The sequence below is a fragment of the Kitasatospora sp. NBC_01302 genome (genome assembly GCF_035976515.1).
Classification (GTDB): Bacteria; Actinomycetota; Actinomycetes; order Streptomycetales; family Streptomycetaceae; genus Kitasatospora.
In genome coordinates this window covers 4,892,619-4,918,070 of the sequence record NZ_CP108404.1, presented here as the reverse complement: position 1 = coordinate 4,918,070, position 25,452 = coordinate 4,892,619, and the positions used below count along the sequence as shown (strand labels likewise).

At 73.6% G+C, this 25,452-nt stretch carries 27 protein-coding genes; 16 read left to right on the top strand and 11 right to left on the bottom strand.

Going from position 1 to position 25,452, the window contains the following annotated elements; all coding sequences use genetic code 11:
* Positions 1 to 48: 48 nt before the first annotated feature.
* From OG294_RS21285 to OG294_RS21260, 6 genes are all read right to left on the bottom strand, one after another.
* Positions 49 to 864 carry a response regulator transcription factor gene (locus OG294_RS21285; RefSeq protein ID WP_327071617.1) on the bottom strand — a complete coding sequence of 272 codons (816 nt, stop codon included), beginning with the start codon at positions 862 to 864 and terminating at the stop codon, positions 49 to 51.
* A gap of 216 nt (positions 865 to 1,080) precedes the next feature.
* Complete coding sequence (locus OG294_RS21280) at positions 1,081 to 1,779, bottom strand: VC0807 family protein (RefSeq protein ID WP_327068104.1); 699 nt, start codon at positions 1,777 to 1,779, stop codon at positions 1,081 to 1,083.
* Positions 1,780 to 1,982: 203 nt separating this feature from the next.
* Entirely contained in the window at positions 1,983 to 2,726 is a 744-nt protein-coding gene (locus OG294_RS21275; RefSeq protein WP_327068103.1) for a hypothetical protein, read from the bottom strand.
* Positions 2,727 to 2,798: 72 nt separating this feature from the next.
* Complete coding sequence (locus OG294_RS21270; protein WP_327068101.1) at positions 2,799 to 3,992, bottom strand: ABC transporter permease; 1,194 nt, start codon at positions 3,990 to 3,992, stop codon at positions 2,799 to 2,801.
* An 11-nt stretch (positions 3,993 to 4,003) separates the two neighbouring features.
* Positions 4,004 to 4,918, bottom strand: coding sequence for an ABC transporter ATP-binding protein (locus tag OG294_RS21265; RefSeq protein WP_327068100.1), 915 nt, complete (start codon positions 4,916 to 4,918; stop codon positions 4,004 to 4,006).
* Positions 4,918 to 6,588 carry a biotin/lipoyl-binding protein gene (locus OG294_RS21260; RefSeq protein WP_327068099.1) on the bottom strand — a complete coding sequence of 557 codons (1,671 nt, stop codon included), beginning with the start codon at positions 6,586 to 6,588 and terminating at the stop codon, positions 4,918 to 4,920. The genes OG294_RS21265 and OG294_RS21260 overlap by 1 nt, the downstream gene beginning before the upstream one ends.
* A gap of 333 nt (positions 6,589 to 6,921) precedes the next feature.
* On the opposite strand from OG294_RS21260, the gene OG294_RS21255 reads away from it, so the two are divergent.
* Complete coding sequence (locus OG294_RS21255) at positions 6,922 to 7,317, top strand: VOC family protein (protein ID WP_327068098.1); 396 nt, start codon at positions 6,922 to 6,924, stop codon at positions 7,315 to 7,317.
* Positions 7,318 to 7,342: 25 nt separating this feature from the next.
* Positions 7,343 to 8,770, top strand: coding sequence for a MocR-like pyridoxine biosynthesis transcription factor PdxR (gene pdxR / locus OG294_RS21250; protein ID WP_327068097.1), 1,428 nt, complete (start codon positions 7,343 to 7,345; stop codon positions 8,768 to 8,770).
* A gap of 44 nt (positions 8,771 to 8,814) precedes the next feature.
* Here pdxR and hisC read toward each other — a convergent pair whose 3' ends face one another.
* Complete coding sequence (hisC, locus tag OG294_RS21245; protein WP_327068096.1) at positions 8,815 to 9,903, bottom strand: histidinol-phosphate transaminase; 1,089 nt, start codon at positions 9,901 to 9,903, stop codon at positions 8,815 to 8,817.
* Between the two features lie 364 nt (positions 9,904 to 10,267).
* Here hisC and OG294_RS21240 point away from each other — a divergent pair, with 364 nt between their 5' ends.
* Both OG294_RS21240 and OG294_RS21235 read left to right on the top strand, forming a co-directional pair.
* Positions 10,268 to 11,425: a LacI family DNA-binding transcriptional regulator gene (locus OG294_RS21240; protein WP_327068095.1), complete on the top strand. Its 1,158-nt coding sequence runs from the start codon at positions 10,268 to 10,270 to the stop codon at positions 11,423 to 11,425.
* A 106-nt stretch (positions 11,426 to 11,531) separates the two neighbouring features.
* On the top strand, positions 11,532 to 12,743 hold the full coding sequence (locus tag OG294_RS21235) for a metallophosphoesterase (RefSeq protein WP_327068094.1): 1,212 nt from the start codon (positions 11,532 to 11,534) through the stop codon (positions 12,741 to 12,743).
* A gap of 7 nt (positions 12,744 to 12,750) precedes the next feature.
* Here the strand turns inward: OG294_RS21235 and OG294_RS21230 are convergent, their stop codons facing one another.
* From OG294_RS21230 to OG294_RS21220, 3 genes are read right to left on the bottom strand one after another with little or no spacing between them, the layout of a single operon-like run.
* Positions 12,751 to 13,134: a YrdB family protein gene (locus tag OG294_RS21230; protein WP_327068093.1), complete on the bottom strand. Its 384-nt coding sequence runs from the start codon at positions 13,132 to 13,134 to the stop codon at positions 12,751 to 12,753.
* A 54-nt stretch (positions 13,135 to 13,188) separates the two neighbouring features.
* Positions 13,189 to 13,620, bottom strand: a complete 432-nt coding sequence (locus tag OG294_RS21225) for a GNAT family N-acetyltransferase (protein WP_327068092.1) — start codon at positions 13,618 to 13,620, stop codon at positions 13,189 to 13,191.
* Between the two features lie 11 nt (positions 13,621 to 13,631).
* Positions 13,632 to 13,754 (bottom strand): hypothetical protein, encoded by a 123-nt coding sequence (locus tag OG294_RS21220; RefSeq protein ID WP_327068091.1) that lies wholly within the window; start codon positions 13,752 to 13,754, stop codon positions 13,632 to 13,634.
* A gap of 254 nt (positions 13,755 to 14,008) precedes the next feature.
* Between OG294_RS21220 and OG294_RS21215 the strand changes: the two genes are divergently transcribed.
* A complete protein-coding gene (locus OG294_RS21215; protein ID WP_327068090.1) occupies positions 14,009 to 14,941 on the top strand; it encodes an NADP-dependent oxidoreductase in 933 nt (310 codons plus the stop codon).
* A gap of 95 nt (positions 14,942 to 15,036) precedes the next feature.
* Here the strand turns inward: OG294_RS21215 and OG294_RS21210 are convergent, their stop codons facing one another.
* Positions 15,037 to 16,272 carry an MFS transporter gene (locus OG294_RS21210; protein WP_327068089.1) on the bottom strand — a complete coding sequence of 412 codons (1,236 nt, stop codon included), beginning with the start codon at positions 16,270 to 16,272 and terminating at the stop codon, positions 15,037 to 15,039.
* A 209-nt stretch (positions 16,273 to 16,481) separates the two neighbouring features.
* Here OG294_RS21210 and OG294_RS21205 point away from each other — a divergent pair, with 209 nt between their 5' ends.
* The 11 genes from OG294_RS21205 (at position 16,482) to OG294_RS21155 (ending at position 25,436) form a co-directional block, all read left to right on the top strand.
* Positions 16,482 to 16,892, top strand: a complete 411-nt coding sequence (locus OG294_RS21205; protein WP_327068088.1) for a carboxymuconolactone decarboxylase family protein — start codon at positions 16,482 to 16,484, stop codon at positions 16,890 to 16,892.
* Positions 16,893 to 17,168: 276 nt separating this feature from the next.
* A complete protein-coding gene (locus tag OG294_RS21200) occupies positions 17,169 to 18,215 on the top strand; it encodes an AvrD family protein (protein ID WP_327068087.1) in 1,047 nt (348 codons plus the stop codon).
* 190 nt (positions 18,216 to 18,405) lie between these two features.
* Positions 18,406 to 19,116, top strand: coding sequence for an AAA family ATPase (locus tag OG294_RS21195; RefSeq protein ID WP_327068086.1), 711 nt, complete (start codon positions 18,406 to 18,408; stop codon positions 19,114 to 19,116).
* A 194-nt stretch (positions 19,117 to 19,310) separates the two neighbouring features.
* Positions 19,311 to 20,312, top strand: a complete 1,002-nt coding sequence (locus tag OG294_RS21190) for a beta-ketoacyl-ACP synthase III (RefSeq protein WP_327068085.1) — start codon at positions 19,311 to 19,313, stop codon at positions 20,310 to 20,312.
* A gap of 69 nt (positions 20,313 to 20,381) precedes the next feature.
* Entirely contained in the window at positions 20,382 to 20,639 is a 258-nt protein-coding gene (locus OG294_RS21185; protein WP_327068084.1) for an acyl carrier protein, read from the top strand.
* A 107-nt stretch (positions 20,640 to 20,746) separates the two neighbouring features.
* Positions 20,747 to 21,496, top strand: a complete 750-nt coding sequence (locus tag OG294_RS21180; RefSeq protein ID WP_327068083.1) for an HAD family hydrolase — start codon at positions 20,747 to 20,749, stop codon at positions 21,494 to 21,496.
* The gene (locus OG294_RS21175) at positions 21,493 to 23,106 is read left to right on the top strand and encodes an FAD-dependent monooxygenase (protein WP_327068082.1); all 1,614 of its coding nucleotides are present in this window, start codon (positions 21,493 to 21,495) and stop codon (positions 23,104 to 23,106) included. The genes OG294_RS21180 and OG294_RS21175 overlap by 4 nt, the downstream gene beginning before the upstream one ends.
* A 62-nt stretch (positions 23,107 to 23,168) precedes the next feature.
* The gene (locus OG294_RS21170) at positions 23,169 to 23,582 is read left to right on the top strand and encodes a nuclear transport factor 2 family protein (RefSeq protein WP_327068081.1); all 414 of its coding nucleotides are present in this window, start codon (positions 23,169 to 23,171) and stop codon (positions 23,580 to 23,582) included.
* A gap of 111 nt (positions 23,583 to 23,693) precedes the next feature.
* Entirely contained in the window at positions 23,694 to 23,990 is a 297-nt protein-coding gene (locus tag OG294_RS21165) for a hypothetical protein (protein WP_327068080.1), read from the top strand.
* Between the two features lie 156 nt (positions 23,991 to 24,146).
* Positions 24,147 to 24,602 carry a zinc-binding dehydrogenase gene (locus tag OG294_RS21160; protein ID WP_327068079.1) on the top strand — a complete coding sequence of 152 codons (456 nt, stop codon included), beginning with the start codon at positions 24,147 to 24,149 and terminating at the stop codon, positions 24,600 to 24,602.
* 66 nt (positions 24,603 to 24,668) lie between these two features.
* Positions 24,669 to 25,436 carry an SDR family NAD(P)-dependent oxidoreductase gene (locus tag OG294_RS21155; protein ID WP_327068078.1) on the top strand — a complete coding sequence of 256 codons (768 nt, stop codon included), beginning with the start codon at positions 24,669 to 24,671 and terminating at the stop codon, positions 25,434 to 25,436.
* Positions 25,437 to 25,452 lie beyond the last annotated feature (16 nt).

Genomic DNA, 25,452 nt, shown 5'->3' with positions numbered 1-25,452 from the left:
ACGATCCGTCAGGTCGCTTTCCGGGTGCCGTCGCCGCCGCACCGCCGGTCAGTCCTGCGGCTGCTGCGGCGGCCGGCGCAGCGCGTAGCCGATGCCGCGCACGGTGTGGATCAGCTTCGGCCCGTGGTCGGGGCCGGAGTCGAGCTTGCGGCGCAGGTAGGAGATGTAGGACTCGACGATGCTCAGGTCGCCGCCGAAGTCGTAGGCCCAGACGTGGTCCAGGATCTGCGCCTTGGAGACCACCCGGCCGACGTTGGCCATCAGGTAGTGCAGCAGCTTGAACTCGGTCGGCGAGAGCGAGATCGGGCGGCCGTCCCGGGTGACCTCGTGGGCCAGCGGGTCGAGGGTGAGGTCGGCCACGGTGAGCCGGCCGTCCTCGGCCGGACCGCCGGCCCGGCGCAGGATCGCCCGGATCCGGGCGATCAGCTCCTCCAGGCTGAACGGCTTGGTCACGTAGTCGTCGGCGCCGGAGGCCAGACCGTGCACCTTGTCCTCGGTGCCGTCCTTGGCGGTGAGGAAGAGCACCGGCAGGTGGTCGGCGGGGCGCGGGCGGCCCGGGCGGGCGGCCAGGCCCGCGGGGTTGGCGATCTGCTGGCGGCGGGTCTGCTCGCGCAGCCGCTCGACCACGGTGAAGCCGTCCAGGTCCGGGAGCATCACGTCGAGCACCACGAGGTCGGGGCACTCGACGGCGATCGCGGCCAGCGCCTCCTCGCCGGTGGCCGCCGACTCCACCCGGAAGCCGGAGAAGCGCAGCGAGGCAGAGAGCAGCTCGCGGATGTTGGGCTCGTCGTCGACGACGAGGAGGAAGGCCTCACCGGAGGTGCGGCCGATCGCCGCCGAGCCGGCACCGCTGAGCTGCGTCATCGCACCGGAGCCGGGCGGAGCCGTCGGGGGAGCCATCGAGGGGGCCATCGAGCTGGGCACCGCGCCTGTGGTCACAGTCCCTGTAATCGTCACGGGGTCCGCCTCCCGGGTTCTGGGTTTGTCGGCCGATCAGATGATGGTCCCGGGAGGCTACGCGCGCTAGATGAGAGACGTATGAAGGCTGTGTGCCCCCTTCATCCGCGGGGCACACGGACCTCAGGCCGCTGCCGCACCCTCCGGGGCCACGGGCGCACCGGCCGCGCGGCCACGGGCCTGGGCCCGGCGGGCATAGCTCATCGTCCAGAAGACCAGCCCGGCGGTGAACGCGTACGGAAGGATGTTGTTGACAGTGACGGCCTGCCCGTTGGAGAGCGAGTAGACGCAGACCACCCGCACCGCGGCCTCGACCAGGTAGCCGGTGCCCCAGCCGATCGTCAGGTTGCGCTGCACCCGGCGGAAGCCCTCGAACTGCCACAGGCCGTTCCACCAGGCCACCTGCTCCGGGGTGCCGTCGGTGGCGAACTTGCGGCCGAAGTAGAACATCAGCGGCCGGGCGGCGGCCAGCGAGGCCAGGCAGACCAGCCCGAACAGGCCGGTCACCAGCGAGTCCTTGGCCAGCAGCAGCTTGGCGTCGTGCGGGCCGACCAGGGCGGCGATGCCGCTGAGCGCCAGGAAGATCAGCGAGACGATCGCGAACTCGTCGGCCCGGCGGTGCCAGGCCAGGTAGACGGCGATGTCGACGAGCGGGCCCAGGCCGGAGAGCAGGATCGCGGTGAAGTCGCCGGCGCCGTGGGCGTGCGCCTGGTTGTAGATCAGGATCGGCGCCACGACGTTGAGACCGATGCTGAGCAGCCAGCCGACGGCCGCGGCCTTCTGCTTGCGGGCAGGGGCGGGCGGCGAAGTGGTACTGGACACGTGTGTTCCCCCGGGGTATGAGCTACGGCGGCCCGGTGATCAACATCCGGGCCGCCGGACATTCTGGCCGATCACCGGGGCTTGCGCCTATCTCCCGGCAGCGCTGGGCTGCGGCCGCAACGCCGACGGCCCGGCCGGGAGCGCTCTCCCGGCCGGGCCGTCCACCGCGGTGGCCGCCGACGCGCGGCCCGGCCGCGGGCGGCTCACCCGCCCTGGGCCGCACCGCCACCTGTACCGCCACCTGTACCGCCACCGCCGAAGCCGCCACCGAAGCCGCCGCCACCGGCACCGCCCGCCGCGCCGCCCTCGGTCAGCTGGGTGGCCGCGTAGCCGCCGTTGCCGTCCGGGGTGCCGACCACGGTCACGCTCTGGCCGGGCTGCAGCTGGCCGACCTGGCCGTCCTGGGTGACCGAGACCTTGGTGGAGCTGCCGGTGGTCACCTTCACGATGTTGCCGCTGGCGTCGGTCAGGTAGACGGTGCTGCCGTCCACCAGCTTGACCGTGCCCCGGGTGAATCCGGCCCCGCCGGCCGCGCCGCCGCCACCGCCCGCACCGCCCGCGGCGCCACCGCCGCCCGCACTCCCGCCCCGGCGGCCGGCCGCACCGCTCTGACCGGCCTTCTGGATGGCCGCGGTGATCGCACGGCTGGTGCTGGTGGTGTTGTTGCCGTGGTTCTTCTGGTACCAGGCGCCCCCGGTGAAGGCCGCCGCCGCGAGCACCCCGCCGGCCAGCAGCAGGGTCACCCAGGGCAGCTTGCGCCGCGGCGGGGCCGCCAGCTCCGCCGTGATGTCGCGCGCGTCGGGTGCGGTGGCGAGCAGCTCGGCGTGCGCCGCGGCCTCGCCGGCGAGGGCGCCGCCGGCGCCGGCCGAGGGGGCTGCCGAGGGCACCGCGGCGGGCAGCCGGACCGTATCGTCGGCCCGGACCAGGTCACTGTTGTTGGTAGGCATGGGCTCTACTGCTCCCGGTCGTGTCGCTGGGTGATCATGACGGATCCGTCTGGACCGATGTCCATCGCGGGCTCACTCGTGCCGCAGGGCGTCGATGGGGCGCAGCGAGGCGGCCCGGTTGGCCGGGTAGCTGCCGAAGAACAGGCCGATCGCCACGGCGATGCCGAAGGCGCCCAGCACCGAGGAGGGGATCACCACCGGCTTGATCCCGACCACGCTGAAGTGCGAGCCGAACAGGCCCACCGCCACCCCGAGCCCGGCACCCAGCACCGAGAGCAGGGTCGACTCGGCGAGGAACTGGCCCAGGATCACGGCCTTGGGCGCGCCCAGGGCCTTGCGGATGCCGATCTCCCGGGTCCGCTCGGTCACCGTGACCAGCATGATGTTGGTGATCCCGATCCCGCCGACCAGCAGCGAGATCGCGGCCACCGCACCGAGCAGCACGGTGAAGGTCTGGCTGGTGCTCTCCCGGGCGGTGAGCAGCGAGGTCTGGTTGCTCACCCGGAAGTCGAGCTTGGTGGGGTCGGTCAGCGAGTGCGTCCCCATCAGGATCTGGGTGATCTCGCTCTGCGCCTGGGTGGTGGTGTCGGCCGAGGTGGCCTGCACCAGGATCTGGCTGACCGAGCTGAAGCCGGTGAAGGCGTTCTGCACGGTCGGCAGCGGCGCGATCACCACGTCGTCCGGGTCGGTGAACCCGGTGGCGCCCTTGGTCTGCAGCACGCCGACCACGGTCAGCGGGGTGCCGCCGAGGGTGATCGTCCTGCCGACCGGGTTCACGTTGTCGAACAGCTGCTGCGCGGTGGTGGAGCCGATCACCGCGACCTTGCTCGAGTTGAGCACGTCGTCGTTGCTGAAGTAGTCGCCGGAGGCGATCTTCTCGTTGGCGGTCTCGAAGTACGCCGGGTAGGTGCCGATCACCGAGCCCGGGGTGTACGAGATGTCGCCGTAGTCGGCGGTGGCGGTGGTGGTGACCACTGGGGCGACCGACTTGATGTCGGGCGCCGCGCTCGGGTCGGCCAGCGCGCGGGCGTCGTCCACGGTGAGCTTCTTGACCGTGCCCGCGGTCCGGGCACCGCCGCTGGTGCCCGAGGTGACGGTCAGCGAGTTGGTGCCGAGCGAGGTGATCGAGTTCTTCACCGCGGCCGAGGAGCCGTTGCCGACCGCGAGTAGCAGGATCACCGAGGCGACACCGATCAGCACGCCGAGCATGGTGAGCGCGGAGCGCACCTTGTTGGCGGCCAGGCCCGCGCAGGCGAAGCGAATCATCTGCCAGACGATCACGGCCGGCCTCCGATCAGCGCGGCCGGGCCGCTGTGGCCGCCGCCGGGATGCCCGGCGACGGAGCGGCCGGCGAGCTGGCGGGCCAGCACCGGCGGCGGACCGACCACCGGGCCCTGCCGCACGTCGGAGATGATCTGGCCGTCCACCAGGCGCAGGACGCGCTTGGCGTGCTCGGCCACCTCGTCCTCGTGGGTGATCAGCACGACCGTCCGGCCAGTGGCGTTCAGTCCGTCGATGATGGTCAGTACCTCTTCGGTGGAGCGGCTGTCCAGGTTGCCGGTGGGCTCGTCGGCCAGCAGCATCGCCGGCGCGGTGACCAGCGCGCGGGCCACGGCCACACGCTGCTGCTGACCGCCGGACAACTGGTTGGGCTTGTGGTCGGCCCGGCCGGACAGGCCCACCAGGGCGAGTGCGGCCAGCGCGCGCTTGCGCCGCTCGGAGGCCTTCACGCCCGCGTAGGCGAGCGGGAGTTCGACCTGGGCCAGCGCGGTGGTGCGCGGCACCAGGTTGAACGACTGGAAGATGAAGCCGATCTTGCGGTTGCGGACCAGCGAGAGCTGGTTCTCGTCCAGGTGGCCGACGTCGGTGCCGTCCAGCAGGTAGCGCCCGCCGGTCGGGATGTCCAGGCAGCCGAGGATGTTCATCAGGGTCGACTTGCCGGAGCCCGAACTGCCCATCACCGCGACGAAGTCACCCTGGTCGATGTCCAGGCTGACCCCGGCCGGCTGCCCGGTCTGCGGGTCGTCGGGGCCGCGCAGGGCGTGCACCGTCGCGTCGCCGTGGCCGTAGGACTTGGTGAGGTGACGGACCTGGATGACCGGGGGCGGCGCCTGCGGGCCCGCCCCGGCTGCGGCGTCCCCGCCGGCCGGTGCCTGCGCACCGGCGGCGTGGGAGCGAGAACGGCGACCCATCAGGCACCGCCCCGGGCGCCGCCGCCACCGCCGCCGAAGCCGCCGGCGCCACCGCCGAGGCCCCCGCCACCGCCACCGCGGGTGCCGCCGCCGGCACCGCCCGGGAAGGAGCCGCTCGGGAAGCCGTTGCTGCCGCCGCTGGTCGCGGAGGCCAGCTGCACCTTGTCGCCCGCGTTGAGGCCGGAGACCACCTGCACGGTGGAGTCGCCCACCACGCCGACCGTCACGGAGACCCGCGAGGTGGTGCCGTCCGGCTTGACCACCGTCGCGGTGCGCGTGGTGCCGGTGCCGGAGAGCGCCGCGGCCGGCACCGAGAGCGCGCTGTCCGCCTCACCGGTGACCACTGCGACGGTGGCGCTCATGCCGGTGCGCAGCGAGCTGGTGTCGCCGTCGATCTGCAGCACCGCGGCGTACTGGACCGCGCTGCCGGCCGCGCCGGAGCTGCTGCCGCTCGAGACCGGGAGCGAACTGACCGACAGCACCGAGGCGTTGAGGACGGTGGAGGACTGCGCGTTGAGCGTGACCGTGGCCCCCTCGCCCTTCTTCAGCTTCAGCGAGTCGAGCTCGGAGAAGTCGGCGGTGACCTGCATGCCGGTCGGGTTGGTGATGACGATGAAGCCGCTGGGTCCCGAACTGGTCGAGGTGGAGCTGGTCTTGCTGCTGCTCGATCCGGAGCTGGACGAGCCGCCCGCGCCACCGCTGGAGTCGGTGCTCGCACCGGTGCCCGAGACGGTGTCGCCGACCTTGTTGGAGATCGAGGCGACCGTGCCGCCGACCGAGGCGGTCAGCGTGGTGCCGGACAGCGCCGTCTGCGCGTTGGTGACGTTGATCTGCGCGGTGGCCACCTGCTGCTGGGCCTGGGTGACCTGCTGCTGGGCCTGGGCCACGGCTGCGGGGTCGACCTTGGTGGTGGTGATGGTGGTGGTCTGCGGGGCCGGGACGCGGGAGCTGCCGCTGCTGTCGCCGGAGCCGCCGCTGCCGGAGTTGCCGCCGCCACCGGAGTTGTCCGTGCTGCCGCCGCCGGAGGCGCCCGTGTTGCCGGTGCCGGAGTTGTCCGTGCTGCTGATCGGCGAGGCCGGGACCGCGGTCGAGCCGCTGTGGCCGCCGCTGCCGTGCGAGGCGGAGGTGCTGGGGGCCGCGCTCGGCGACGGGGTCGCCGCCGGGCTGCCGGAGGCCGAGGCGCTCGGAACCGCCTGGATCCACGCGGACTGGAGGGCGGCGCCGGTGCTGCCGACCGGCACGGTGGTGGTCGTGGTGGTCCCCGCCTGGGCCTTCGTCAGGTTGGCCTGGGCCGAGGCCAGCGCGGCCTGCGCCTCGGTCAGCGCGCCGTTCGCGGCGTCCAGCGCCTGCTGGGCGGCCGTGGTGTCGACGGTGGCCAGCACCTCGCCCTGGGTCACCGTGTCGCCGACCGACACCTTGACCGCGGTCAGCCTGCCCCCGGTGACGAAGTTCTCGCCGGCGTCGGTGGGCGAGGAGAGGCTGCCGGATCCGGACACCGTGGCCAGGACCGTTCCCTTGGTCACGGTGGCCGTCCTGGCAGCGGGCTTGCCGGCCGCGGCGCTGCTGGAGCTGTTCACGGTGGTGTACGCCAGGGCGCCCCCCGCCAGGAGGGCCACACCGAGCACTGAGTTGACGAGGACGGCGCCACGCCGTCGCGGGAGGACCTTCATGACGCACAAGCGTCGCCGGGTGCTCTTGCGAAGGACTGGGCGCCACCTGGGGGGACGCTGGGGCAGGCGTGCCCGGCGATCACGTCAGACAGCGACAAAAGGGGCATAAGGCAGGGCATTCTCAGATCGCCCTCAATGCAATCCCCAGGAACTTCCCAGCCATCTCGGGCGGCGCGTTCACGCCGCCCCGGCCGCGCGCCCACCGCGGCCCACTGCGTTCCGCAGCGACCCGATGACAGGACGCTAGCAGACCTCGAACGCCCGTGGCCCGGGCGGCGAGTTGACGGTCTGCCATGATGACGGGCAGCCCCCGTCGGCGAACAGGAGCCCGCCTTGTCATCCCTCGTCCGCAGCATCACCTTCGACTGCGCCGACCCCGCGGCCGTGGCCGCCTTCTGGCAGCAGGTGACCGGCCGGCCGGTGGTCAACGACGGCACCGAGAGCGAGCCGGAGTACCTGCTGGCGCCGCTCGACGGGACGGACGCGGGCAACCTGCTCTTCCTGCCCGTCCCCGAAGGCAAGACCGTGAAGAACCGGATCCACCTGGACCTGCAGCCCACGGACCGCAGCCGCGACGAGGAGGTCGCCCGCCTGCTCGCCCTCGGCGCCACCCTGCTCGACGACCGCCGCAACCCCGACGGCACCGGCTGGGCCGTGCTGGCCGACCCCGAGGGCAACGAGCTGTGCGTCCTGCGCAGCGCGGCCGAGCGGGCGGCCACCGGGCACTGAGCACCCGCGACGAAGGAGGGCCGCGATGTCCTGGCAGCTCGCACTGACCCTCGACCGCGACTGCGGGCGCCCGCTGGCCGCCCAGGTGCGCGACGGGATCCGGCAGGCGATCAGTGACGGCACGCTGCGCCCGGGAACCCGGCTGCCGTCCAGCCGCAGCCTCTGCGCCGACCTCGGCGTCTCGCGCAGCGTCCTGGTGGAGGCCTACGCGCAGCTGACCGCCGAGGGCTACCTGACCACCCGCCAGGGCTCCGGCAGCCGGGTCGCCGCACCGCCCCGGCAACTGCGGGCCGAGACCCGCTCCGCGCTCACCGCTCCCGGCCCGCCACCGGCGGCCGATCCGGCCCTGTGCGACCTGCGCACCGGCACCGGCGCGGTGCGCTCCTTCCCGCACCGGGACTGGCTGCGCTGCGCCGCCGCGGTGATCCGGCAGGCGGACGCGAGCGGGCTCGGCTACGGGCCGACAGCGGGCCACCCGCTGCTGCGCCAGGTCCTGGCGGGCCACCTGGGCCGGGTGCGCGGGGTGCGGGTGGCGGCGACGGACGTGATGGTGACCAGCGGTTTCGCCCAGGGGCTCGCGCTGCTCTGCCAGGTGCTGAAGGCGCGCGGCCTGGACCGCGTCGCGGTGGAGGACCCGAGCCACCCCGGCCAGCGCGACTTCATCCGCAGCTCGGGACTGGCCGTGCTGGGCATCCCGGTGGACGGCGAGGGCCTGCGGGTGGACGCGCTGGCGCGCAGCGGCGCCCGGGCGGTGCTGGTCACGCCCGGCAACCAGTTCCCCACCGCCGTCCCGCTGAGCGACCGGCGCCGGGCCGAGCTCGTCGACTGGGCCGCACGGGCCGGCGGCCTGGTGATCGAGGACGACTTCGACGGCGCCTTCCAACCCGCCGGACGGCGCCGCCCGGCGCTCCAGTCGCTGGACCCGGACCGGGTGGTCCACGCGGGCACCACCAGCAAGACGCTGGCCCCGGCGCTGCGGCTGGGCTGGCTGGCCGGGCCGCCGCAGCTGATGGGCGAGCTGGAGGGCGTCCGGGTGGGCTGGGACCTGGGCTGCTCGGGGCTGGAACAGCTGACCCTGGCCCGGTTCCTGGACACCGGCGGCCTGGACCGGCACCTGCGCCGGCTCGGCACGGAGCTGGCCGAGCGGCGGGCGCTGGTGCGCGAGGCGTTCGCGGGGCTCGGCGGGCTCACCGGCGCCGGGGCGGGCGAAGGCGGGCTGCAGGCCTACCTGCGGCTGCCGGCGGGCGTGGACGAGCAGGCGCTGGTGCGCGAGGCGGCCCGGCGCCGGGTGCTGGTGCGCGGCGGGCGGCACTACGCGCTCGGCGCGCAGGAGGCGGCGCTGCGGGTGGACCCGGCACCGGCCGCCCCCGCGCTGGTGGTCAGCTACGCCACCCCCGGCCGGTCCGCGCTGGCCGACGGCCTCGCGGTGCTGGCGGAGCTGCTGCGGGGCTGACCGGCGCGCCGGCCGGCCCCGCAGCCCGGGGGCTCGGCGGGGCCTCAGCCCGCGAGCAGCTCCTTGCGGAACGCCTCCGCCGCCGCGAGGAACAGGTCGTTGCCCGCCACCTCGCCGATCGTCACCCGCACGCCCTCGCCCGGGAACGGCCGCACGATCACGCCGGCCGCCGCGCAGGTCGCGGCGAAGTCCAGGGTCTGCTCGCCCAGGCGCAGCCAGACGAAGTTGGCCTGCGAGTCCACCACCGGCCAGCCCTGGGCGGTCAGCGCCGCCAGCACCCGGGTGCGCTCGCCGACCAGCGCCTCGACCCGCACCATCAGCGCGTCCTCGGCGCGCAGCGAGGCGACCGCCGCGTCCTGGGCGAGCTGGCTGACACCGAACGGCAGGGCGGTCTTGCGCAGCGCGGTGGCCACGTCCTCGTGCGCGATGGCGAAGCCGACCCGCAGGCCGGCCAGGCCGTACGCCTTGGAGAAGGTGCGCAGCACCGCGACGTTGGGCCGCTCCCGGTAGAGCTCGACGCCGTCCGGGATCCGCTCGTCGCGGATGAACTCGCGGTAGGCCTCGTCGATCACGACCAGGATGTCGCTCGGCACGGCGTCCAGGAACCGCTCCAGCTCGGCGGTGTGGATCGCGGCGCCGGTCGGGTTGTTCGGGTTGCAGACGAAGATCAGCCGGGTCCGCGGGGTGATCGCGGCGAGCATCGCGTCGAGGTCGTGCTCCTCGGTGGCGGTCAGCGGGACCGGCACCGGGGTGGCCCCGGCCACCTGGACGATGATCGGGTAGGCCTCGAAGGAGCGCCAGGCGAAGATCACCTCGTCGCCGGGGCCGGCCGTGGCCGAGACCAGCGACTGGGCCACGCCCACCGAGCCGGGGCCGGTGGAAATGTGCTCGGCGGGCACGTCGAAGCGCTGCGCCAGCTCGCCGGTCAGCTCGGTGACGGCCATGTCGGGGTAGCGGTTGAACGAGCCGGCGGCGGCCAGCGCGGCCTCCAGCACGCCGGGCAGCGGCTCGTAGGGGTTCTCGTTGGAGGACAGCTTGAACGCGTCGGCGCCGGCGGGCTTGCCGGGCTTGTAGGTGGGGATACCGTCGAGGCTCGGCCGAAGCCGCGGGCCCTGCGCTGCCGTACCGCTCACGGTGGTGCTCTCCTTCGTCACTGTCCGGGACTGCCTGGTGGGGCACGCCCGTCGCCGCCCGCGCGCCCCCGGCGCTCGGTTGCGCGCCGGTCGCGTGCGCGGACTCCTGTCCCCGGTCGGGTGCCCAGAACGATACCGAGCGCGCTCACCCGTGCGGGTGAGTTGTCCGGCCAGGTCACCACTGCGGATCAGCCATTGTGCCTCGTTCCTATGGCACATGTCAGAGGTAATCGGCCGAAATCAGACCACTGATCCAAGGAGTGAGACGAGCGGCGGACATGGAGAAACGTATCTTCTGACCGCTCCGGCGAGCCGATCCGCCGTGGTTCAGCGACGAGCTGACGCACCATACGATCGGTCCGCCATGACAGCAGCAGCCAATCAGAGCGGTCGGCGACCCCCTACCTCACGACGTCTGGAACGGGCCGGCATCCGGGATGTGGCAGCAGCCGCCGGAGTGTCGATCACCACCGTCTCGGACGCCCTGAACGGGAAGGGCCGTCTGCCCGACGAAACCCGCAGCCGGGTGCGCGAGGTCGCCGAGCGCCTCGGCTACCGGCCGTCCGCCGCCGCCCGCACGCTGCGCACCGGCCGGTCCGGCCTGATCGGCCTGACCGTCACCACCTACGGCGAGGAACCCTTCACCTTCACCGAGTTCGCCTACTTCGCCGAGATGGCCAGGGCCGCCACCAGCGCCGCCCTCGGCCGCGGCTACGCGCTGGTGGTGCTGCCCGCCTCCTCCCGGCACGACGTGTGGAGCAACGTGGCGCTGGACGGCACCGTGGTGATCGACCCCGCCGACCAGGATCCGCTGGTCAGCGAGCTCTACCGGTCCGGCGTCCCGGTGGTGAGCGACGGCAAGCCGGGCAACTGCCCGGTCACCGCCTGGGTGGACAACGACCACGAGGCCGCCGTGCTGGGCATCCTGGACCACCTCAGCGAGGCGGGCGCGCGCCGGATCGGCCTGCTCACCGGCACCAGCACCGACACCTACACCCGGCTCTCCACCGACGCCTACCTCGGCTGGTGCGACCGGGTCGGCCAGGAGCCGGTCTACGAGACCTACCCCGCGCACGACCCGGCCGCCGGGGCGGTGGCCGCCGACCGGCTGCTGGCCCGCCCCGACCGCCCGGACGCCGTCTACGGGCTCTTCGACCCCAACGGCACCGACCTGCTGGCCGCCGCCCGCCGCTACGGCCTGCGGGTGCCCGAGGACCTGCTGCTGGTCTGCTGCAGCGAGAGCGACGTCTACGCGGGCACCGAGCCGCCGATCACCACCCTGTCGCTCAAGCCGCGCCGGATCGGCACCACCGTCGTCAACCTGCTGATCGACGCGATCGAGGGGGTCGACTCGGGCACCGGCGTCGACATCGCCCGGCTCTTCCCGCCCCGCTACCGCACCGCCGGCACCGGACCGCCGCCGGGCACCCTGATGCCCACCGAGTTGATCGTGCGGGCCTCCTCGCAACGGCGCAGTCCCCGAACGACCGTCAGCCCGCCGCGCGCGCCCGGCGAGGTCTGAACCCGGTCGGCCGGCACCCCGATGGCGGCGACGGCAGCCGCCTGCGCGAGGATTGGATACCGACCGGGTGAGGACGACGGGAGAGGGCTCTTCCTATGATGGGCGGATGACACCCGAGGACCGCTTCCCCGGGCCTGAGCTGCCCCAGTCAGGCCCCCGCCCGCAGCAGGACCTCGACGTGCTGCCGTACGGCTCGTACTTCGAGCCCAACCCCCCCGCGGAGTACCAGGATTCGCCCGGTGAACCGAGCCCGGGCGGGCCGGACGCCACGTACAGCGGGTACGGCGGTGCGCGCTACCTGGAGCAGCACTGGCCGGTGTCGGGCCACGGCGAGGGACCGGGCGGCGGGCAGGGACCGGCCTACGCCGCCTTCATGGCCGCCGAGCGGGGTGGCGAGGCGGCGCACGCCCCCGCCCAGGACGACCCGCCGACCATCGAGCTGGGGCCGCCGATCACCGAGGAGAACCCGTACGCGACGCCGTACCAGCCCCCGGCCGCCGACCCGGGCCCGATCGGCCCGCTCTACGTGGTCGGCGACGTGCACGGGTACCTGGACGAGCTGCTCGCGGCGCTGCACCAGCAGGGCCTGGTGGACGCGGACGGCCACTGGTCGGCCGGGCGCTCGCGGGTCTGGTTCCTCGGCGACTTCACCGACCGCGGCCCCGACGGCATCGGCGTGATCGACCTGGTCATGCAGCTGGCCGCCGAGGCGGCCGCGGCCGGCGGCTACTGCCGGGCCCTGATGGGCAATCACGAACTGCTCTTCCTGGGCGCCCACCGCTACGGCGACGAGCCGGTGCAGTCCACCGCCGGCACCGCCTCGTTCCGCGCCGCCTGGCTGCTCAACGGCGGCCAGCAGCACGACCTGGAGCGGCTGCAGGGCCACCACATCAGCTGGCTCTCCCGGCTGCCGGCGATCGCGCTGGAGGACGGCCACCTGCTGCTGCACTCGGACACCACCGCGTACCTGGAGTTCGGCAACTCGATCGACGAGGTGAACGACGCCGTCCACGACCTGCTCGCGGACGAGGGCGCGGACGAGTGGTGGGACGCCTTCCGCCGGTTCACCAAGCGGTTCGCCTTCCGCGGGCCGGGCGGCCCGCTGGCGGCCGGCGAGCTGCTGGGCACCTACGGCGGCCACCGGGTGGTGCACGGGCACAGCCCGATCCCGTACCTGACCGGCGAGGCGAACTCGGACAGCGGCGAGCGGCCGTACGTGCCCGGGCCCTACATCTACGCGGACGAGCTGGCCGTGGCGATGGACGGCGGGGTGACCATGGAGGGCCGGCTGCTGGTGGCCCGGCTGCCGGTGGACTGACCTCCCGTCAGTTCCGCTTGTCCAGCTTCCCGATCCACTCGGAGCTGCGCCGGTCGGCCGTGGCCAGCGCCGTGTTCGCCAGTGCGAGCAGGGCGAAGGCCAGGCCCCACGGCCGGCCGGCCACCACCGCCAGGGCCGCCGCCCCGCAGGCGAAGACCAGCGCCTTGACCGCCAGCACGCCCGGCAGCGGCAGCTTCACCGCGGCCCTGGGGGCGGCGTAGCGGCCCCACAGGACGGCCGCCAGCAGCGGGGCACCCATGGCCAGCAGCAGGTGCACGGCGAGGTTCGGCCCCGTCCGGCAGCCCCACCAGGCGAGCGAGCCGAGGGCGAGCAGCTCGATCAGGAACGCCAGGGTCTCGTTGGCGGCACGCGCGGGAGTCGGCAGCTGCATGCGCGTACCCTAGGGCCCTTCGCACGGATCCGGCCAGGCGCGCGACGCCGCCGGTCAGAGCTCGTGGGCGAAGTGGAAGGCCACGATCGACATCCGCCGCCCGTGGTAGAAGCGGTGCGCGCCGTGGTTGGCCACCCCCGAGTCCAGCTCCAGGCGCACGCAGCCGGCCTGTTTGGCCCGCTCCGCCAGCTGGGCCAGCAGGTGCGACCCGACCCCGCCGGAGCGCACGTCCGGGTCGGTGACCAGGTCGTCCACGAAGAGCAGCCGCCCCCGGCTGGTGGCCAGCACCCGGTGCGCCGCCACCGCCAGGCAGCGCCCGCGCTGGTCGTAGGCGGCCGTGAAGACCAGGCCCTGGGCGTGCGCCTCCGCGGCGTAGGCGGCGAACTCCCCGCGCCCGAGGCCGGGGCGCAGCAGCCGGATCAGCGGCGCGACGTCCCGCTCCAGCTCCACCTGACCGGGCGCCACATCACAGACGATCAACTCCATGGCACACCAGCCTACGCACGGGCGCGCCGGCGGCAGCCATCGAGCACGTCCTGGCGCAGCAGCAGCCCGAAGCCGGCCGCCTCCAGCCGCAGCCCGAGCGCCACTTCGCCGATGCCGAGCGCCTTCGCCGCCATCGGCAGGTGCCAGTCGTGAGCCGCCAGCAGGCCCAGCAGGTGGCCCGCCGGGTCGCACCACAGGCCCGCGGCCGGGCCGTCGGCCTCGACCGTGACAGAGCGCCCGGACGACGGTCCGCCGGTTTTCTTCCGGCGGTGGGATGCCTCTTTGGTGACACGGACATCGCTACGAATGGGGCATGTGGGGTGGGGGCATTCTGACTACCGTGTGCTCCGGTCGAGCTACCCACCGCTGCTCCCCGAGAGGAATTGCCATGCGCGCCATCGTCCAGCACCGCTTCGGCGGCCCCGAGGTCCTCGAACTCGCCGAGGTGCCGAAGCCCACGCCGCTGCCCACCGAGATCGTGGTCGAGGTCAAGGCGGCCGGGGTCAACCCGGTGGAGACCATCATCCGCTCCGGCGGCTTCGCGCTGCTCGGCCAGCCGCCGTTCACGCTGGGCTGGGACGTCTCCGGCGTGGTCACCGAGGTGGTCCCCGGCGTGAACCGGTTCAAGGTCGGCGACGAGGTCTACGGCATGCCGTTCTTCCCGCGTGCCGCCAACGCCTACGCGGAGTACGTCGCCGCCCCCTCACGGCACTTCGCGCTCAAGCCGCCGAGCCTGAGCCACGTGGAGGCCGCCGCCGTCCCGCTGGCCGGCCTGACCGCCTGGCAGGGCCTGGTGGACGTGGCCGACGTGCAGCCCGGCGACCGGGTGCTGATCCACGGGATCGCCGGCGGCGTCGGCCTGTTCGCGCTGCAGATCGCCAAGGCCCGTGGCGCGTACGTGATCGGCACCGCGAGCGCGCCCAAGCACGCGCTGCTGCGCGAGTTCGGCGCCGACGAGCTGATCGACTACCGCACCGAGGACTTCGCCGAGCGGGTCAAGGACGTCGACCTGGTCTACGAGACCATCGGCGGCGACTACCCCTACCGCTCGCTGCGCACCCTGCGCCCCGGCGGCCTGCTCTTCTCCGCCGTCGGCCGCGGCGACCGCGCCCTCGAAGCGGCGGCCGAGCAGGACGGCAAGCGCTTCACCGGCATCTCCGTCGAGCCGGACCCGGTGGGCCTGGAGGCGCTCGCCGACCTGGTCGAGCGCGGCCTGCTGCGCAGCCACGTGGAGCACGCGCTGCCACTGGAACAGGCCTGGCGTGCGCACGAGTTGGTCGCGACGGGGCACACCACCGGGAAGATCGTCCTGGTGCCCTGAGCGCCGTGCCGCGTTGAGCGCCGCCCCCTTGGCGGGAACGACGAAGGGCCTGCCCCACCGGGATGGTGGGGCAGGCCCTTCGGTGCAGGTGATGCTCAGTCGGCGACCGCCGTCCGCCGCCCGATCACCGCCTCCACCAGGCTGATCACCAGCGCCACGCCCGCCAGGCCCGCGCCCACCGCGCAGACGCCGTCCCAGCCCCAGAGCGCGTAGGCCGTGCCGGAGGCGGCCGAACCCGCCGCGCCGCCGAGGAAGTAGATGGTCATGTAGGCGGTGGTCAGCCGGGAGCGGACCTCGGGACGCAGCCGGTAGATGATCGCCAGGTTCATCACCTGCATGCCCTGCACGCCGAAGTCGAGCAGCACCACGCCCGCGACGAGCGCCCAGAGCCAGCCGCCGCCGTGCAGCGCCATCAGGCCCCAGCTGATCAGCACCAGGGCCAGCAGGCCCGCCGTGGCGGGCCGGTCGAGCCGGCGGTCGGCGGCGCGTCCGGTGATCCGCGCGGCGGTCGCGCCCACCGCGCCCACCAGGCCGAACAGGCCGATCAGCGCGGTGCCGTAGTGGTACGGGGCACCGGCCAGCAGGAACGCGATCGAGGTCCACAGGGCGTTGAAGCCGGCCAGCGAGACGAAGCCGAAGGCACTGCGCAGCCGCAGGGTGGGCTCCTCGACGAGCAGCTTCGGCACCGAGGCGAGCAGCTTGGGGTAGCTGATCTGCGCCTCGCCGCGGGCGATCGGCAGCACCCGCCGGAGCAGCACGGCCAGACCGAGCACCAGCACCGCCGAGACCAGGTAGACCGAGCGCCAGCCGGCCGCGCTGGAGAGCAGACCGCCGGCGGTACGGGCGAGCAGGATGCCGATCAGCACGCCGCTCATCACCTTGCCGGTCACCCGCCCCCGGTCCTCGGGGGCCGACAGCGTCGCGGCGAAGGCGACCATCAGCGGGGAGACCACCGAGGCGGTGGCCACCACCAGGGCGGCGCCGATCAGCACCGCCAGCGAGGGGGCGCCCGCGGCGACCAGCTGGAAGAGGGCGACGATCGACAGCAGGGTGACGGCCAGGCGCCGGCGGTCCATCAGATCGCCGAGCGGGACGAGGGTGGCCATGCCGAGGGTGAAGCCGACCGTGCCGGCCGTGACCACCAGGGAGACGGCGGCGCTGCCGACGTGGAAGGTCGAGCCGATCGCGGTCAGCAGCGGCTGGGCGTAGTAGATGTTGGCGGCCGAGAAGCCGGCCGTCACCGCGCAGATGGTGGCGAGCCGCGAGGATATTCCGCCGCCGGCCGCCGGGACCGCCGCAGCGGGCCGCACTGTTTCCTGAGTGATGGTCATGCCGTGAAATTAGCCCCGCGCCCCTCTTTCCGGCATCGCTCCACGGGGGCAGCAGGGGTGGCACCTCGGAGGCAGCGCCATACCCCCATGGAGGTATCCGGGCGCTCCCTTGGGCCGATTGTTCGCGGCTTCCTGGAATTCCGTGCCTACCGTGGACGCATTCCACTCCGCACGGCCCGTAAAAGGGCCCGTTCGCCATGAGGAGAGCCATGACCACGGCAGCCCCCGAAACCGCCCCTCAGGAGCAGATCGCCGACGCCGCCGCCGAGGTGTTCGCCCGCCTCGCCGCACCGGGGGTCGCGGCGCCCTGGGAGTCGCTGGCCGACTTCGCCCCCGCGCTCGGTGCGCATATCCAGCACGGGCTCGGCACCCTGATGAGCCGCCCGGCGCTGGACCTGCGCACCCGGGAACTGACCACGATCAGCATGCTGGCCGCGCTCGGCAACGCCGAGCCGCAGCTGGCCTTCCACACGGCCGGCGCGATCCGGGCCGGCGCCACCGTCGCCGAGGTGCTGGAGGCGCTGATGCAGGTCGCCCTCTACGCCGGTGTCCCGCGCACCCTCAACGCGCTCGCGGTGGCCCGCAGGGCGCTGGTCGAGGCCGGCGCGCTGCCCGGCTGAGAACGGGGCCGCGGCCCCGAGGCCGAGAGGCAGTTCGATACTCCTTTCGGACTCGGCGGCCGACCCCCAAGGGGAATTCCAGACCCCGGGCTGACGGCCTAATGTTGGAAACACGAAAGCGAGAGAGCGAAACGGCAGGAAGCAAAGACAAGAAGCAGGACGACAAGCAGGACAAGAAGCAGGAAAAGAAAGCGCAAGAAAAAAGCACCACAGCAAAAGGAAAATCCTCCACGGAACCACCCAACGGGAAAGCGAACTGACACCATGACCGATCTGATGTCCCCCCTCCAGCTCAGCTCTTCGATCGACGATCTGCTCGGCCCGTCCGAGAGCCGGTTCTTCGGCAGCGGCTATCGGCGCGTCGGACAGCGGATCAGCCGGCTGTCCTGGGACGAGGAGCACCAGATGCTGAACGCCGTGGCCGGCGTGCTCTACCCGGTCGACTGGTCGGTGAAGCAGCAGGCCGCCAAGCTGGCCCCGCACCTGAGCACCATCGACGCGCTGCTCTTCGCCGCCCAGCTGGCCGAGGCCGCGCTCACCGCCCGCCACGGGCTGACCGCCGGGCAGCGCCGCGCCGCCTGGCTGCGCAAGGTCGAGATCCGGGCCGGCGCCGCCCCGCAGGAACAGGGCCTGACCTCCTTCCCGGTCAGCGCCGAGCTCAAGGCGAGCCCGGTGGCGCCGCAGGACGCGGCGACCCTGGTCTCGCTGGTGGTCTGCCGGATCGGCCAGATGACGGTGCGCTGCACGGTGGAGCACGCCGCCGGCACCGGCGCGGGCGCCGCGGTGGACGACGACATGCTCGGCCCGGTCGGACAGCGGCCCTACGGCACCGGCTACCGCGCCTACCGCCAGTCGATGACCGACCTGCGGGTGGACGCCCACGGTCTGGTCCCCACCGTCGCCGGACAGGTGGCCGTCCGGCCGGCCCTGGGCGAGGCGATCGGCTCCGACGGCCTGGAGGGCGCCTACCAGCCGGGGATGACCCTGGTGGACGCCTTCGTGATCGCCCTGCAGTTCGGGCAGGTGCTGCTCTACGAGCTGGACTCGGTGGCCCGCGCCGACTCCAACACCCTGTGGATGCGCCGGACGGTGCTGGAGAGCAGCCGCCCCGACCGTCCGGCCGCCGTGGCCGCGCCGGTGACCGCGATCCTCGACAACGCCAAGATCGTGCAGGCCCAGGGCGCCGACTGGCGCAACGCCGACATCGTCGCCGAGACCGGCGGGGTGCGGGTGCTCTGCTCGGTGACCCACAAGCTGCCCGAGCACCGGACGCACCAGGCCGCCGCGACCCAGGACCCGGCGCTGCTCCGGGCCGCCGCGTGACACCGGCCCCCCGCACGGACCAGGAAGACCGCTACTTCGCCGAGGCGACCGCCGCCGACCTCTTCCAACTGATCGTCACGCACGGCGCCCGGCTCGCTCCACCCCAGACGCAGAAGAACCGCAGCTCGGCCCGCACGTACCCGTACCGAACGTCCGCCGGCAGCCGCCGGCCCACTCTGGAAGGCACGTCATGAAGCTCGGCATCTCCGGCACCTACTCCTCCGGCAAGACCCTCACCTCGATCGCCCTGTCCCACTACACCGGCGTCCCGCGCACCATGGCCCGCACCATGCGCGAGATCCTGCCCGAGGCCGCTCCCGGCAAGACGCTGGAGGAGTGCACCGCGGCCGAGCTGCTGCAGATGATCGTGGTGCGGCACACCGAGCGGGTGGCCCACGAGCGCGCGCTGAGCCTGGGCAGCTTCATCTCCGACGGCTCCTCGCTGCAGGAGTGGATCTACGGCGCGATCCGGGTCCAGGTCGGCATCAACCCCAACGCCTCGATCCACCTGGGCGAGCAGGACGTCGACAAGACCGCGGAGCTGAAGTTCTTCGAGGAGGTCATGGAACGGCTGGGGGTCTCCCTCAAGCTCCACGTCCAGCAGTCCTTCGACGCCTTCGTCCACCTCAAGAACGAGCTGCCGCTGGCCAAGGACGGCCACCGCCCGGTGAACGAGCGGTTCCGCACGCTGGCCGACGAGACCCTGCTGCGCACCCTGGACGAGCTGGGCATGCCGGTCCACATCATCGGCGGCGACATCGAGGAGCGGCTGGAGACGATCGCCGACCGGTTCGGCTTCACCCCGGTGATGACGCCCCGTCAGGCCATCGACAAGGCCCGCTCCGAGTACAAGGGCATCGACATCCGCGACGAGAAGGAGCGGGCGCTGGCCGCCGCCTGAGCACCGAGAGCGAGCGCGCGATCACTGCTCCGGCGCCTGATCACTGAGTGCCGATCCGAACCTGACCACAAGTGCCCCGCCCATGCCCCGGCCGGTGTCCGCCTGTTGGCGTCGGGTACCGACCGGGGGCCCGGGGCGCTCCCAGACGAAAGGCCCGACCTGATGTCCATACCCAAGAGTCCGGCAGGTATCCGATGAGCCGTGCAGCCGTTCTGGCCGGTCTGGGCGCCGTGGTTCCGCCCAGGGAGATCACCAATCAAATGCTCTCCGAGCGACTGGACACCACCGATGCCTGGATCAGAACCCGCACCGGGATCCTGAAACGCCACGCCGTCGAGCCGGGCGGCGCCACCAGCGACCTGGCGGTCGCGGCCGGTGAGAAGGCCCTCAAGTCCGCGGGCCTGGCCACCGTCGACCTGGTGGTGCTGGCCACCGCCACCCCGGACCACCCGCTGCCGGGCACCGCCCCGGCGGTGGCCGCCCGGCTCGGCCTCGGCCACATCCCGGCCTTCGACGTCGCCGCGGTCTGCGCCGGCTTCGTCTACGCCCTGTCGGTCGGCGCCGGCGCGATCGCCGCCCGGACCGCCGAGACGGTCCTGGTGATCGGCGCGGAGGCGTTCACCTCGATCCTCAACCCGCAGGACCGGGGCACCGCGATCCTGTTCGGCGACGGCGCCGGCGCGGTGGTGCTGCGGGCCGGCGAGGACGACGAGCCGGGCGCGCTGGCCGGCTTCGACCTCGGCAGCGACGGCAGCCTCGCCGAGCTGATCTCGATCCCGGGCGGCGGCTCCCGCCAGCGCTCCGGCGGCCTGCCGCCGGACCAGGACGACTCCTGGTTCACCATGCAGGGCCGCGAGGTCTTCACCCAGGCCGTGACCCACATGTCCAGGTCCACCAAGGCCGTGCTGGAGAAGGTCGGCTGGCCGGTCGCGACGGTGGACCGGATCGTCGGCCACCAGGCCAACGTCCGCATCCTGCACTCGGTCTCCGAGCTGCTCGGGATCGACAAGGAGCGGGCCGTGGTCCACCTGGACCAGGTCGGCAACACCTCGGCCGCCTCCATCCCGCTGGCCCTGGCCGCCGCCGCCGAGCGCGGCGAGCTGCTGGCCGGGCACCGGGTGGCGCTGACCGCCTTCGGCGGCGGACTGGCCTGGGGCTCCGCGGCGCTGGTCTGGCCGGAGCTCGCCACCGGCTGACGCCGGCCCCGCTGACATCGCTCAACTCCCCTGCACCACACCACACATACCTCAAGGAGAACCCGCATCATGTCCACCACCCAGATCGTCGAGAAGGTCATCGAGCTGCTCCAGGTCAAGTACGGCTACGGCACGGACGAGGTGACCGCTACCACCGACTTCGAGGAGCTCGGGTTCGACTCCCTGGTCTTCGTGGAGCTCGCGGTGGCGCTGGAGAGCGACTACGGCGTCCCGCTGAGCGAGGCCGAGGTCGCCGAGACCACCACCGTGCAGGAGCTGGCCGAGCTGATCGAGGCCAAGACGGCAGGCCACCCGGTGACCGTCTGATCCCCGACTCCGCTGCCGCGGGCGGGCGGTCCCCCACTCCGCCCGCCGCCCCACCCACGGCGCCCACCCGCCCCGCACCCTCCCACCGAGCGACGAAGGAGACCGTGATGTCCGAACTCCCCACCAGCGCCGCGTTCTTCGACGTCGACGGGACGCTCACCCGGCGCACCACGCTGTTCGGCTTCCTGCGGCACGACATGGCCTCGCGCGGCCTGCCCCATCAGGCCTACCTCGCCCAGCGCGAACGGCTGCACGCCATGACCCTGGCCGGCGCCCCGCGGCGGGCCACCAACCGCGCCTACTTCCGGCTGCTGGCCGGCCGTTCGGCCGGCGAGCTGGCCGAGGCGGGCCGCCGCTGGTACGCCGAGGAGCGGGCGGCGGACGGTGTGGGCTTCTTCCGCCCCGAGGCGCTGGCCGCCCTCGCCGCGCACCGGGCGGCGGGCCGGCTGGTGGTGCTGGTCTCCGGCTCCTTCGCGCCCTGCCTGGATCCGCTGGCCGCGGAGCTGGGCGCCGACGCGGTGCTCTGCACCGCCCCGCGGATCGTCCGGGGCCGCTACACCGGCGAGGTCGAGCACCCGATGCTGGACGCCCGCAAGGCGCTGGCCGCCGCCGGCTTCGCCGCCCGCCGCGGCCTCGACCTCACCGACTGCCACGCCTACGGCGACCACCACTCCGACCTGCCGCTGCTGCGCCTGGTCGGCCACCCGGTGGTGGTGGGCGAGGACGAGGTCCTGCACCGCACGGCCGCCGAGCACGGCTGGCCGCTGCTGCGCCCCACGCGCGACACCCCCACAGCCCTGAGCACGACCGCTTTGCCGAGCGCGACAACTACCCATGGAATTGGAGAGGCACAGTGAACCGGAACACGCCCGACCCGTCCGCCCCCGCCGTGCTGGTGATCGGCGCCGGCCCGGTGGGCATGGTGATCACCAGTGAACTCCTGCAGCAGGGCGTGGACGTCCGCCTGATCGACCGTCAAGCGGTGCTGGACGAGAGCGACCCGCACTCGAAGGGCATCCTGCTGTGGCCGCGCAGCCTGGAGCTGCTGCGCCGGATCGGGGTCAGCGAGCAGCTGGTGGCGGCCGGCCACCGCAGCGACGCCGTCGGCTACTTCTCCGACGGCCGCCACCTGGGCAGCGCCCACCTGGACCGGCACCCCGACTCCCCGTACAACTTCGTCCTGACCCTGCCGCAGCGCGAGACCGAGCGGATCCTGCGGGCCAGGCTGGCGGAGCTGGGCGGCGTGATCGAGCGCGGCGTCAGCATGGAGGACATCAGGGACGTGGAGACCGCTCCGGTGGTCACCCTGCGCCACCAGGACGGCCGGCTGGAGACCGTCCGCCCGTCCTACGTGGTCGGCGCCGACGGCCCCGGCAGCATCACCCGCAACCTGCTCGGCATCAGCTTCGAGGGCGAGCCGATCGACGTCAGCTACGCGATCGGCGACGCCCCGATCCACGGCGACGCCCCCAAGGACACCGCCTACTACTACTCCCCGGACGGCGTGGTGGCGCTGGTCCCGCTGGCCGGCGGCCACTACCGGATCGCGGCCAACATCCCGCACCGCACCGAGGGCGAGGGCAACCCGCCCCGGGAGCTGCTGGAGGAGGTGATCCGGCGCCGCGCGAAGATCGACATCACGGTCGGCGAGCCGCTGTGGACCCGCTCCTTCCGGCCCCGGCTCGGCATGGCGGCCGGCTTCCGGCGCGGCCGGGCCTTCCTGGCGGGCGACTCCGGGCACGCGATCAGCCCGGCCGGCGGCCAGGGCATGAACGTCGGCTTCCAGGACGCGGCCAACCTGGCCTGGAAGCTGGCCGGCGTGGTCACCGGGCGGCTGGACGCATCGGTCCTGGACAGCTACGAGCCCGAACGCCTGAGCAGCGCCCAGCGGATGTCCGCCACCTCCGCCGCCCAGGCCAGGTTCGCGATGCAGAAGAGCCCGGCGCGCCGGCTGCGCCGGGACGCGGTCTTCGTCGCGGGCCGGCTGGCCGGCGTGCTCCAGCGGGTGCTGGTGCCGCTGCTCAGCCAGACCGACACCAACTACGGCGACCTGGACAACCGCCCGCTGGTGCTGCGCCGCCAGGGCCTGGCCAAGCCGGGGGAGCGGCTGCCGCTCTTCGCCGGCCCCGCGCTGGCCGACGGCACGCCCGCGCTCGACGCCTACCGGCACACCGTGCTGCTCTGGCCGGGCCGCACCGCCACCAGCGCCGACTGGGCCGCCCAGGTGGGCGACGCCCGGGAGCGGTTCGCCGGCACGGCCGAGGTGCTCGACCTCGGCGGGCTGACCGGCCGCGCCGCCCGCAAGCTGCGCCGGCACCTGGGCCGCAACCCCGTCCTGGCGCTGGTCCGCCCGGACGGCCACCTGCTCGCCACCGCCGCCGTGGAGCGACCCGAGCCGCTGCAGCTGCGTCTGGAGAACCTCGCCCCGGCCCGCACCGCCCCGGCCGTCCAGCCGGTCTCGGCCTGAACCGCCCACCTCTCGAAGCTTTCTGACGTTCCATCAATGACAAGTCCCAGAAAGGGATCCCCATGACCACCGAACAGAGTGTCCGCACCACCGCCGAGACGCTGAACGAGTTCTTCACCCGCTTCGGCGGCGGCGACCGCAAGGGCGTGCTGGAGCTGTTCACCGAGACCACCGACTGGAACGTCCCCGGCTCCCCGGTGGTGCCGTGGACCGGCCGGCGCAGCACCCGCGAGGAGATCGACACCTTCATCGGCCACGCCTACGAGCTGGTCAGCACCGAGGCGTTCGCGGTCGAGCAGGTCGTCGTGGACGGCGAGCACGCGATCGCGCTCGGCAGCTTCACCCACCTGGTGAAGGCCACCGGCAAGCGCTTCGTCTCGGACTTCGCGCTGCACGTCCGGGTCGTCGACGGCACGCTGCGGCTCTACCACATGTTCGAGGACAGCGCGGCCGCCGCCGAGGCGTTCACCGCCTGATCCGACCGCACCACAGCCCAGGTCCGCGGCGGCGGGACGGCGAACCCCGTCCCGCCGCCGCTGCCACGTCGGGCCGGCACGGCGGTCTCCGGCTTCGGGCACATCAGCGCCGTGGTCGCCTACATGGTCACCGGGACCTCCGGGCTGCCGGACGGCGAGCACGGCCTGGCCACCGGCCTGACCACGCTCACCCAGCTGGTCGGCCTGACCCTGGGCATCCCGGTGCTCAGCACCATCGTCACCGCCCGGGTGAACGCCCTGCAGGCCACCCACAGCGCGGCGGACTCGGTGCCGGCGGGCGTGCGGGTGGCGCTGCTGGCCAACGGCGGAGTGCTGGTGGTGGGGGCGGTGGCCCTCGCGCTCTTCTTCGCCCGCGGCACCAGCCGCCGGGCCGCCGCCGCGGCCTGAACCCGCCTCCCCGGGTGGACCGCCGCTACGCCTTTGGAGGCAGCGGCGGTCCACCTAGGGGGAACCGATCTTCCGTCGGCGACCACCGCGACCTACCGTGGTGTCACCGACCCCGAAGGACCCGGTCGCCCCCAACTCCCTTGAAAGGCCCAGCTGATGCGTACTGTCGCGGTAACGGAACCCGGTGGCCCGAGCGCCGCCCGGCTGCTGGAGACCGAGCGGCCCGAGGTCGGCGCCGGCCGGCTGCGGATCAAGGTCGCCGCGGCGGCCGTCCACCCGGCCGACCTGCTCGCCCGCTCCGGCGCGCTGGCCGAGCTGCTGCCGAAGCGGCCCCACCACCGGCTCGGCTGGGACCTGGCCGGCACCGTCGAGGCGGTCGGCGCCGAGGTCACCGTCTTCCCGCCGGCCGCCCCCGCGGCCGAGCGCGGCATCCGGGTGGACAGCGTCGGCGTGCACAGCAACGGCGCGCAGCTGGCCCGGCTGGTCGCGCTGGTCGACCAGGGCGAGCTGACGCTCCGGGCACCCCGCACCCTGCCGGTCGGCGAGGTCGCCGCCGCCCACGAACTGCTCGCCGCCGGCGGTCGGCGCGGCGGCGTCGTGCTCACCTTCTGAAACCCCCGCCCCCGCCCGGATCCCCCCACTTCCCGCTTCCCTGCGCCACCCCCAGGAGGCACTGCGATGAGCCATTCCCCCACCCGCGTGGCCGTCCTGGCCGGCGCCGGCAACGACATCGGCCTTGCCGTCGCCCGTGAACTCGCCCGGCACGGCCACCGGATCGCCCTGGTCGACCGCAAGGAGGCGCTCTGCTACCGCGCCCTGGAGGCCGTCTCCGCGGTCGGCGGCGAGGCCCGGGTCTTCGCCGGCGACGTCCGGTTGGTCCACGAGGCCGAGGCGGTGATGACCCGGATCGCCGAGGAGCTGGGCGAGCCCGCCGTCCTGATCAACAACACCTCGCAGCCGGCCGACTTCGCCCCGAGCGCGCTGCCGGCCGGCGAGGAGGACTGGGACGACACGCTGCGCTCGGGCCTGCGGGCCCCCTACCTGCTCAGCGCGGCGATCCGGCGCTACCTGGTCGGCGAGGGCTGGGGGCGGATCATCACCATCGGCCGGCCCCGGCAGGACGGCGAGCGCGGCGACATCGCCGCCAGTGCCGCCGCCGACGGCGTGCGCGGACTGACCCGGGCGCTGGCGCTGGACCTGGGCCCGCACGGGGTGACGGTCAACGCCGTGCTGCCCGGCCTGATCGCCACCGAGTCGGCCCGCACCGCCGCCGGCTGCCTCGGGGTCGGCTTCGAGGACGCCCGCAAGGAGACGCTGGAGCGGATCGCCCTCGGCCGCCCCGGCTCGCCGCAGGACGTGGCGGGCGCCGTGCGGTTCTTCGCCTCCGAGGAGGCCGACTTCGTCTCCGGCCAGGTGCTGCACGTGGCCGGCGGCCCGGTCGGCTGACCGGGCCGGGCCCGCC

Bases quoted from the DNA above. Each gene is read 5' to 3' on its own strand.
- OG294_RS21285 (WP_327071617.1), bottom strand. From the start codon at position 864: ATGACGCAGCTCAGCGGTGCCGGCTCGGCGGCGATCGGCCGCACCTCC.
- OG294_RS21275 (WP_327068103.1), bottom strand. From the start codon at position 2,726: ATGCCTACCAACAACAGTGACCTGGTCCGGGCCGACGATACGGTCCGG.
- OG294_RS21270 (WP_327068101.1), bottom strand. From the start codon at position 3,992: ATGATTCGCTTCGCCTGCGCGGGCCTGGCCGCCAACAAGGTGCGCTCC.
- OG294_RS21265 (WP_327068100.1), bottom strand. From the start codon at position 4,918: ATGGGTCGCCGTTCTCGCTCCCACGCCGCCGGTGCGCAGGCACCGGCC.
- OG294_RS21260 (WP_327068099.1), bottom strand. From the start codon at position 6,588: ATGAAGGTCCTCCCGCGACGGCGTGGCGCCGTCCTCGTCAACTCAGTG.
- pdxR (WP_327068097.1), top strand. From the start codon at position 7,343: ATGTCCTGGCAGCTCGCACTGACCCTCGACCGCGACTGCGGGCGCCCG.
- OG294_RS21240 (WP_327068095.1), top strand. From the start codon at position 10,268: ATGACAGCAGCAGCCAATCAGAGCGGTCGGCGACCCCCTACCTCACGA.
- OG294_RS21235 (WP_327068094.1), top strand. From the start codon at position 11,532: ATGACACCCGAGGACCGCTTCCCCGGGCCTGAGCTGCCCCAGTCAGGC.
- OG294_RS21230 (WP_327068093.1), bottom strand. From the start codon at position 13,134: ATGCAGCTGCCGACTCCCGCGCGTGCCGCCAACGAGACCCTGGCGTTC.
- OG294_RS21225 (WP_327068092.1), bottom strand. From the start codon at position 13,620: ATGGAGTTGATCGTCTGTGATGTGGCGCCCGGTCAGGTGGAGCTGGAG.
- OG294_RS21220 (WP_327068091.1), bottom strand. From the start codon at position 13,754: ATGGCGGCGAAGGCGCTCGGCATCGGCGAAGTGGCGCTCGGGCTGCGG.
- OG294_RS21215 (WP_327068090.1), top strand. From the start codon at position 14,009: ATGCGCGCCATCGTCCAGCACCGCTTCGGCGGCCCCGAGGTCCTCGAA.
- OG294_RS21210 (WP_327068089.1), bottom strand. From the start codon at position 16,272: ATGACCATCACTCAGGAAACAGTGCGGCCCGCTGCGGCGGTCCCGGCG.
- OG294_RS21205 (WP_327068088.1), top strand. From the start codon at position 16,482: ATGACCACGGCAGCCCCCGAAACCGCCCCTCAGGAGCAGATCGCCGAC.
- OG294_RS21200 (WP_327068087.1), top strand. From the start codon at position 17,169: ATGTCCCCCCTCCAGCTCAGCTCTTCGATCGACGATCTGCTCGGCCCG.
- OG294_RS21195 (WP_327068086.1), top strand. From the start codon at position 18,406: ATGAAGCTCGGCATCTCCGGCACCTACTCCTCCGGCAAGACCCTCACC.
- OG294_RS21190 (WP_327068085.1), top strand. From the start codon at position 19,311: ATGAGCCGTGCAGCCGTTCTGGCCGGTCTGGGCGCCGTGGTTCCGCCC.
- OG294_RS21185 (WP_327068084.1), top strand. From the start codon at position 20,382: ATGTCCACCACCCAGATCGTCGAGAAGGTCATCGAGCTGCTCCAGGTC.
- OG294_RS21180 (WP_327068083.1), top strand. From the start codon at position 20,747: ATGTCCGAACTCCCCACCAGCGCCGCGTTCTTCGACGTCGACGGGACG.
- OG294_RS21170 (WP_327068081.1), top strand. From the start codon at position 23,169: ATGACCACCGAACAGAGTGTCCGCACCACCGCCGAGACGCTGAACGAG.
- OG294_RS21160 (WP_327068079.1), top strand. From the start codon at position 24,147: ATGCGTACTGTCGCGGTAACGGAACCCGGTGGCCCGAGCGCCGCCCGG.
- OG294_RS21155 (WP_327068078.1), top strand. From the start codon at position 24,669: ATGAGCCATTCCCCCACCCGCGTGGCCGTCCTGGCCGGCGCCGGCAAC.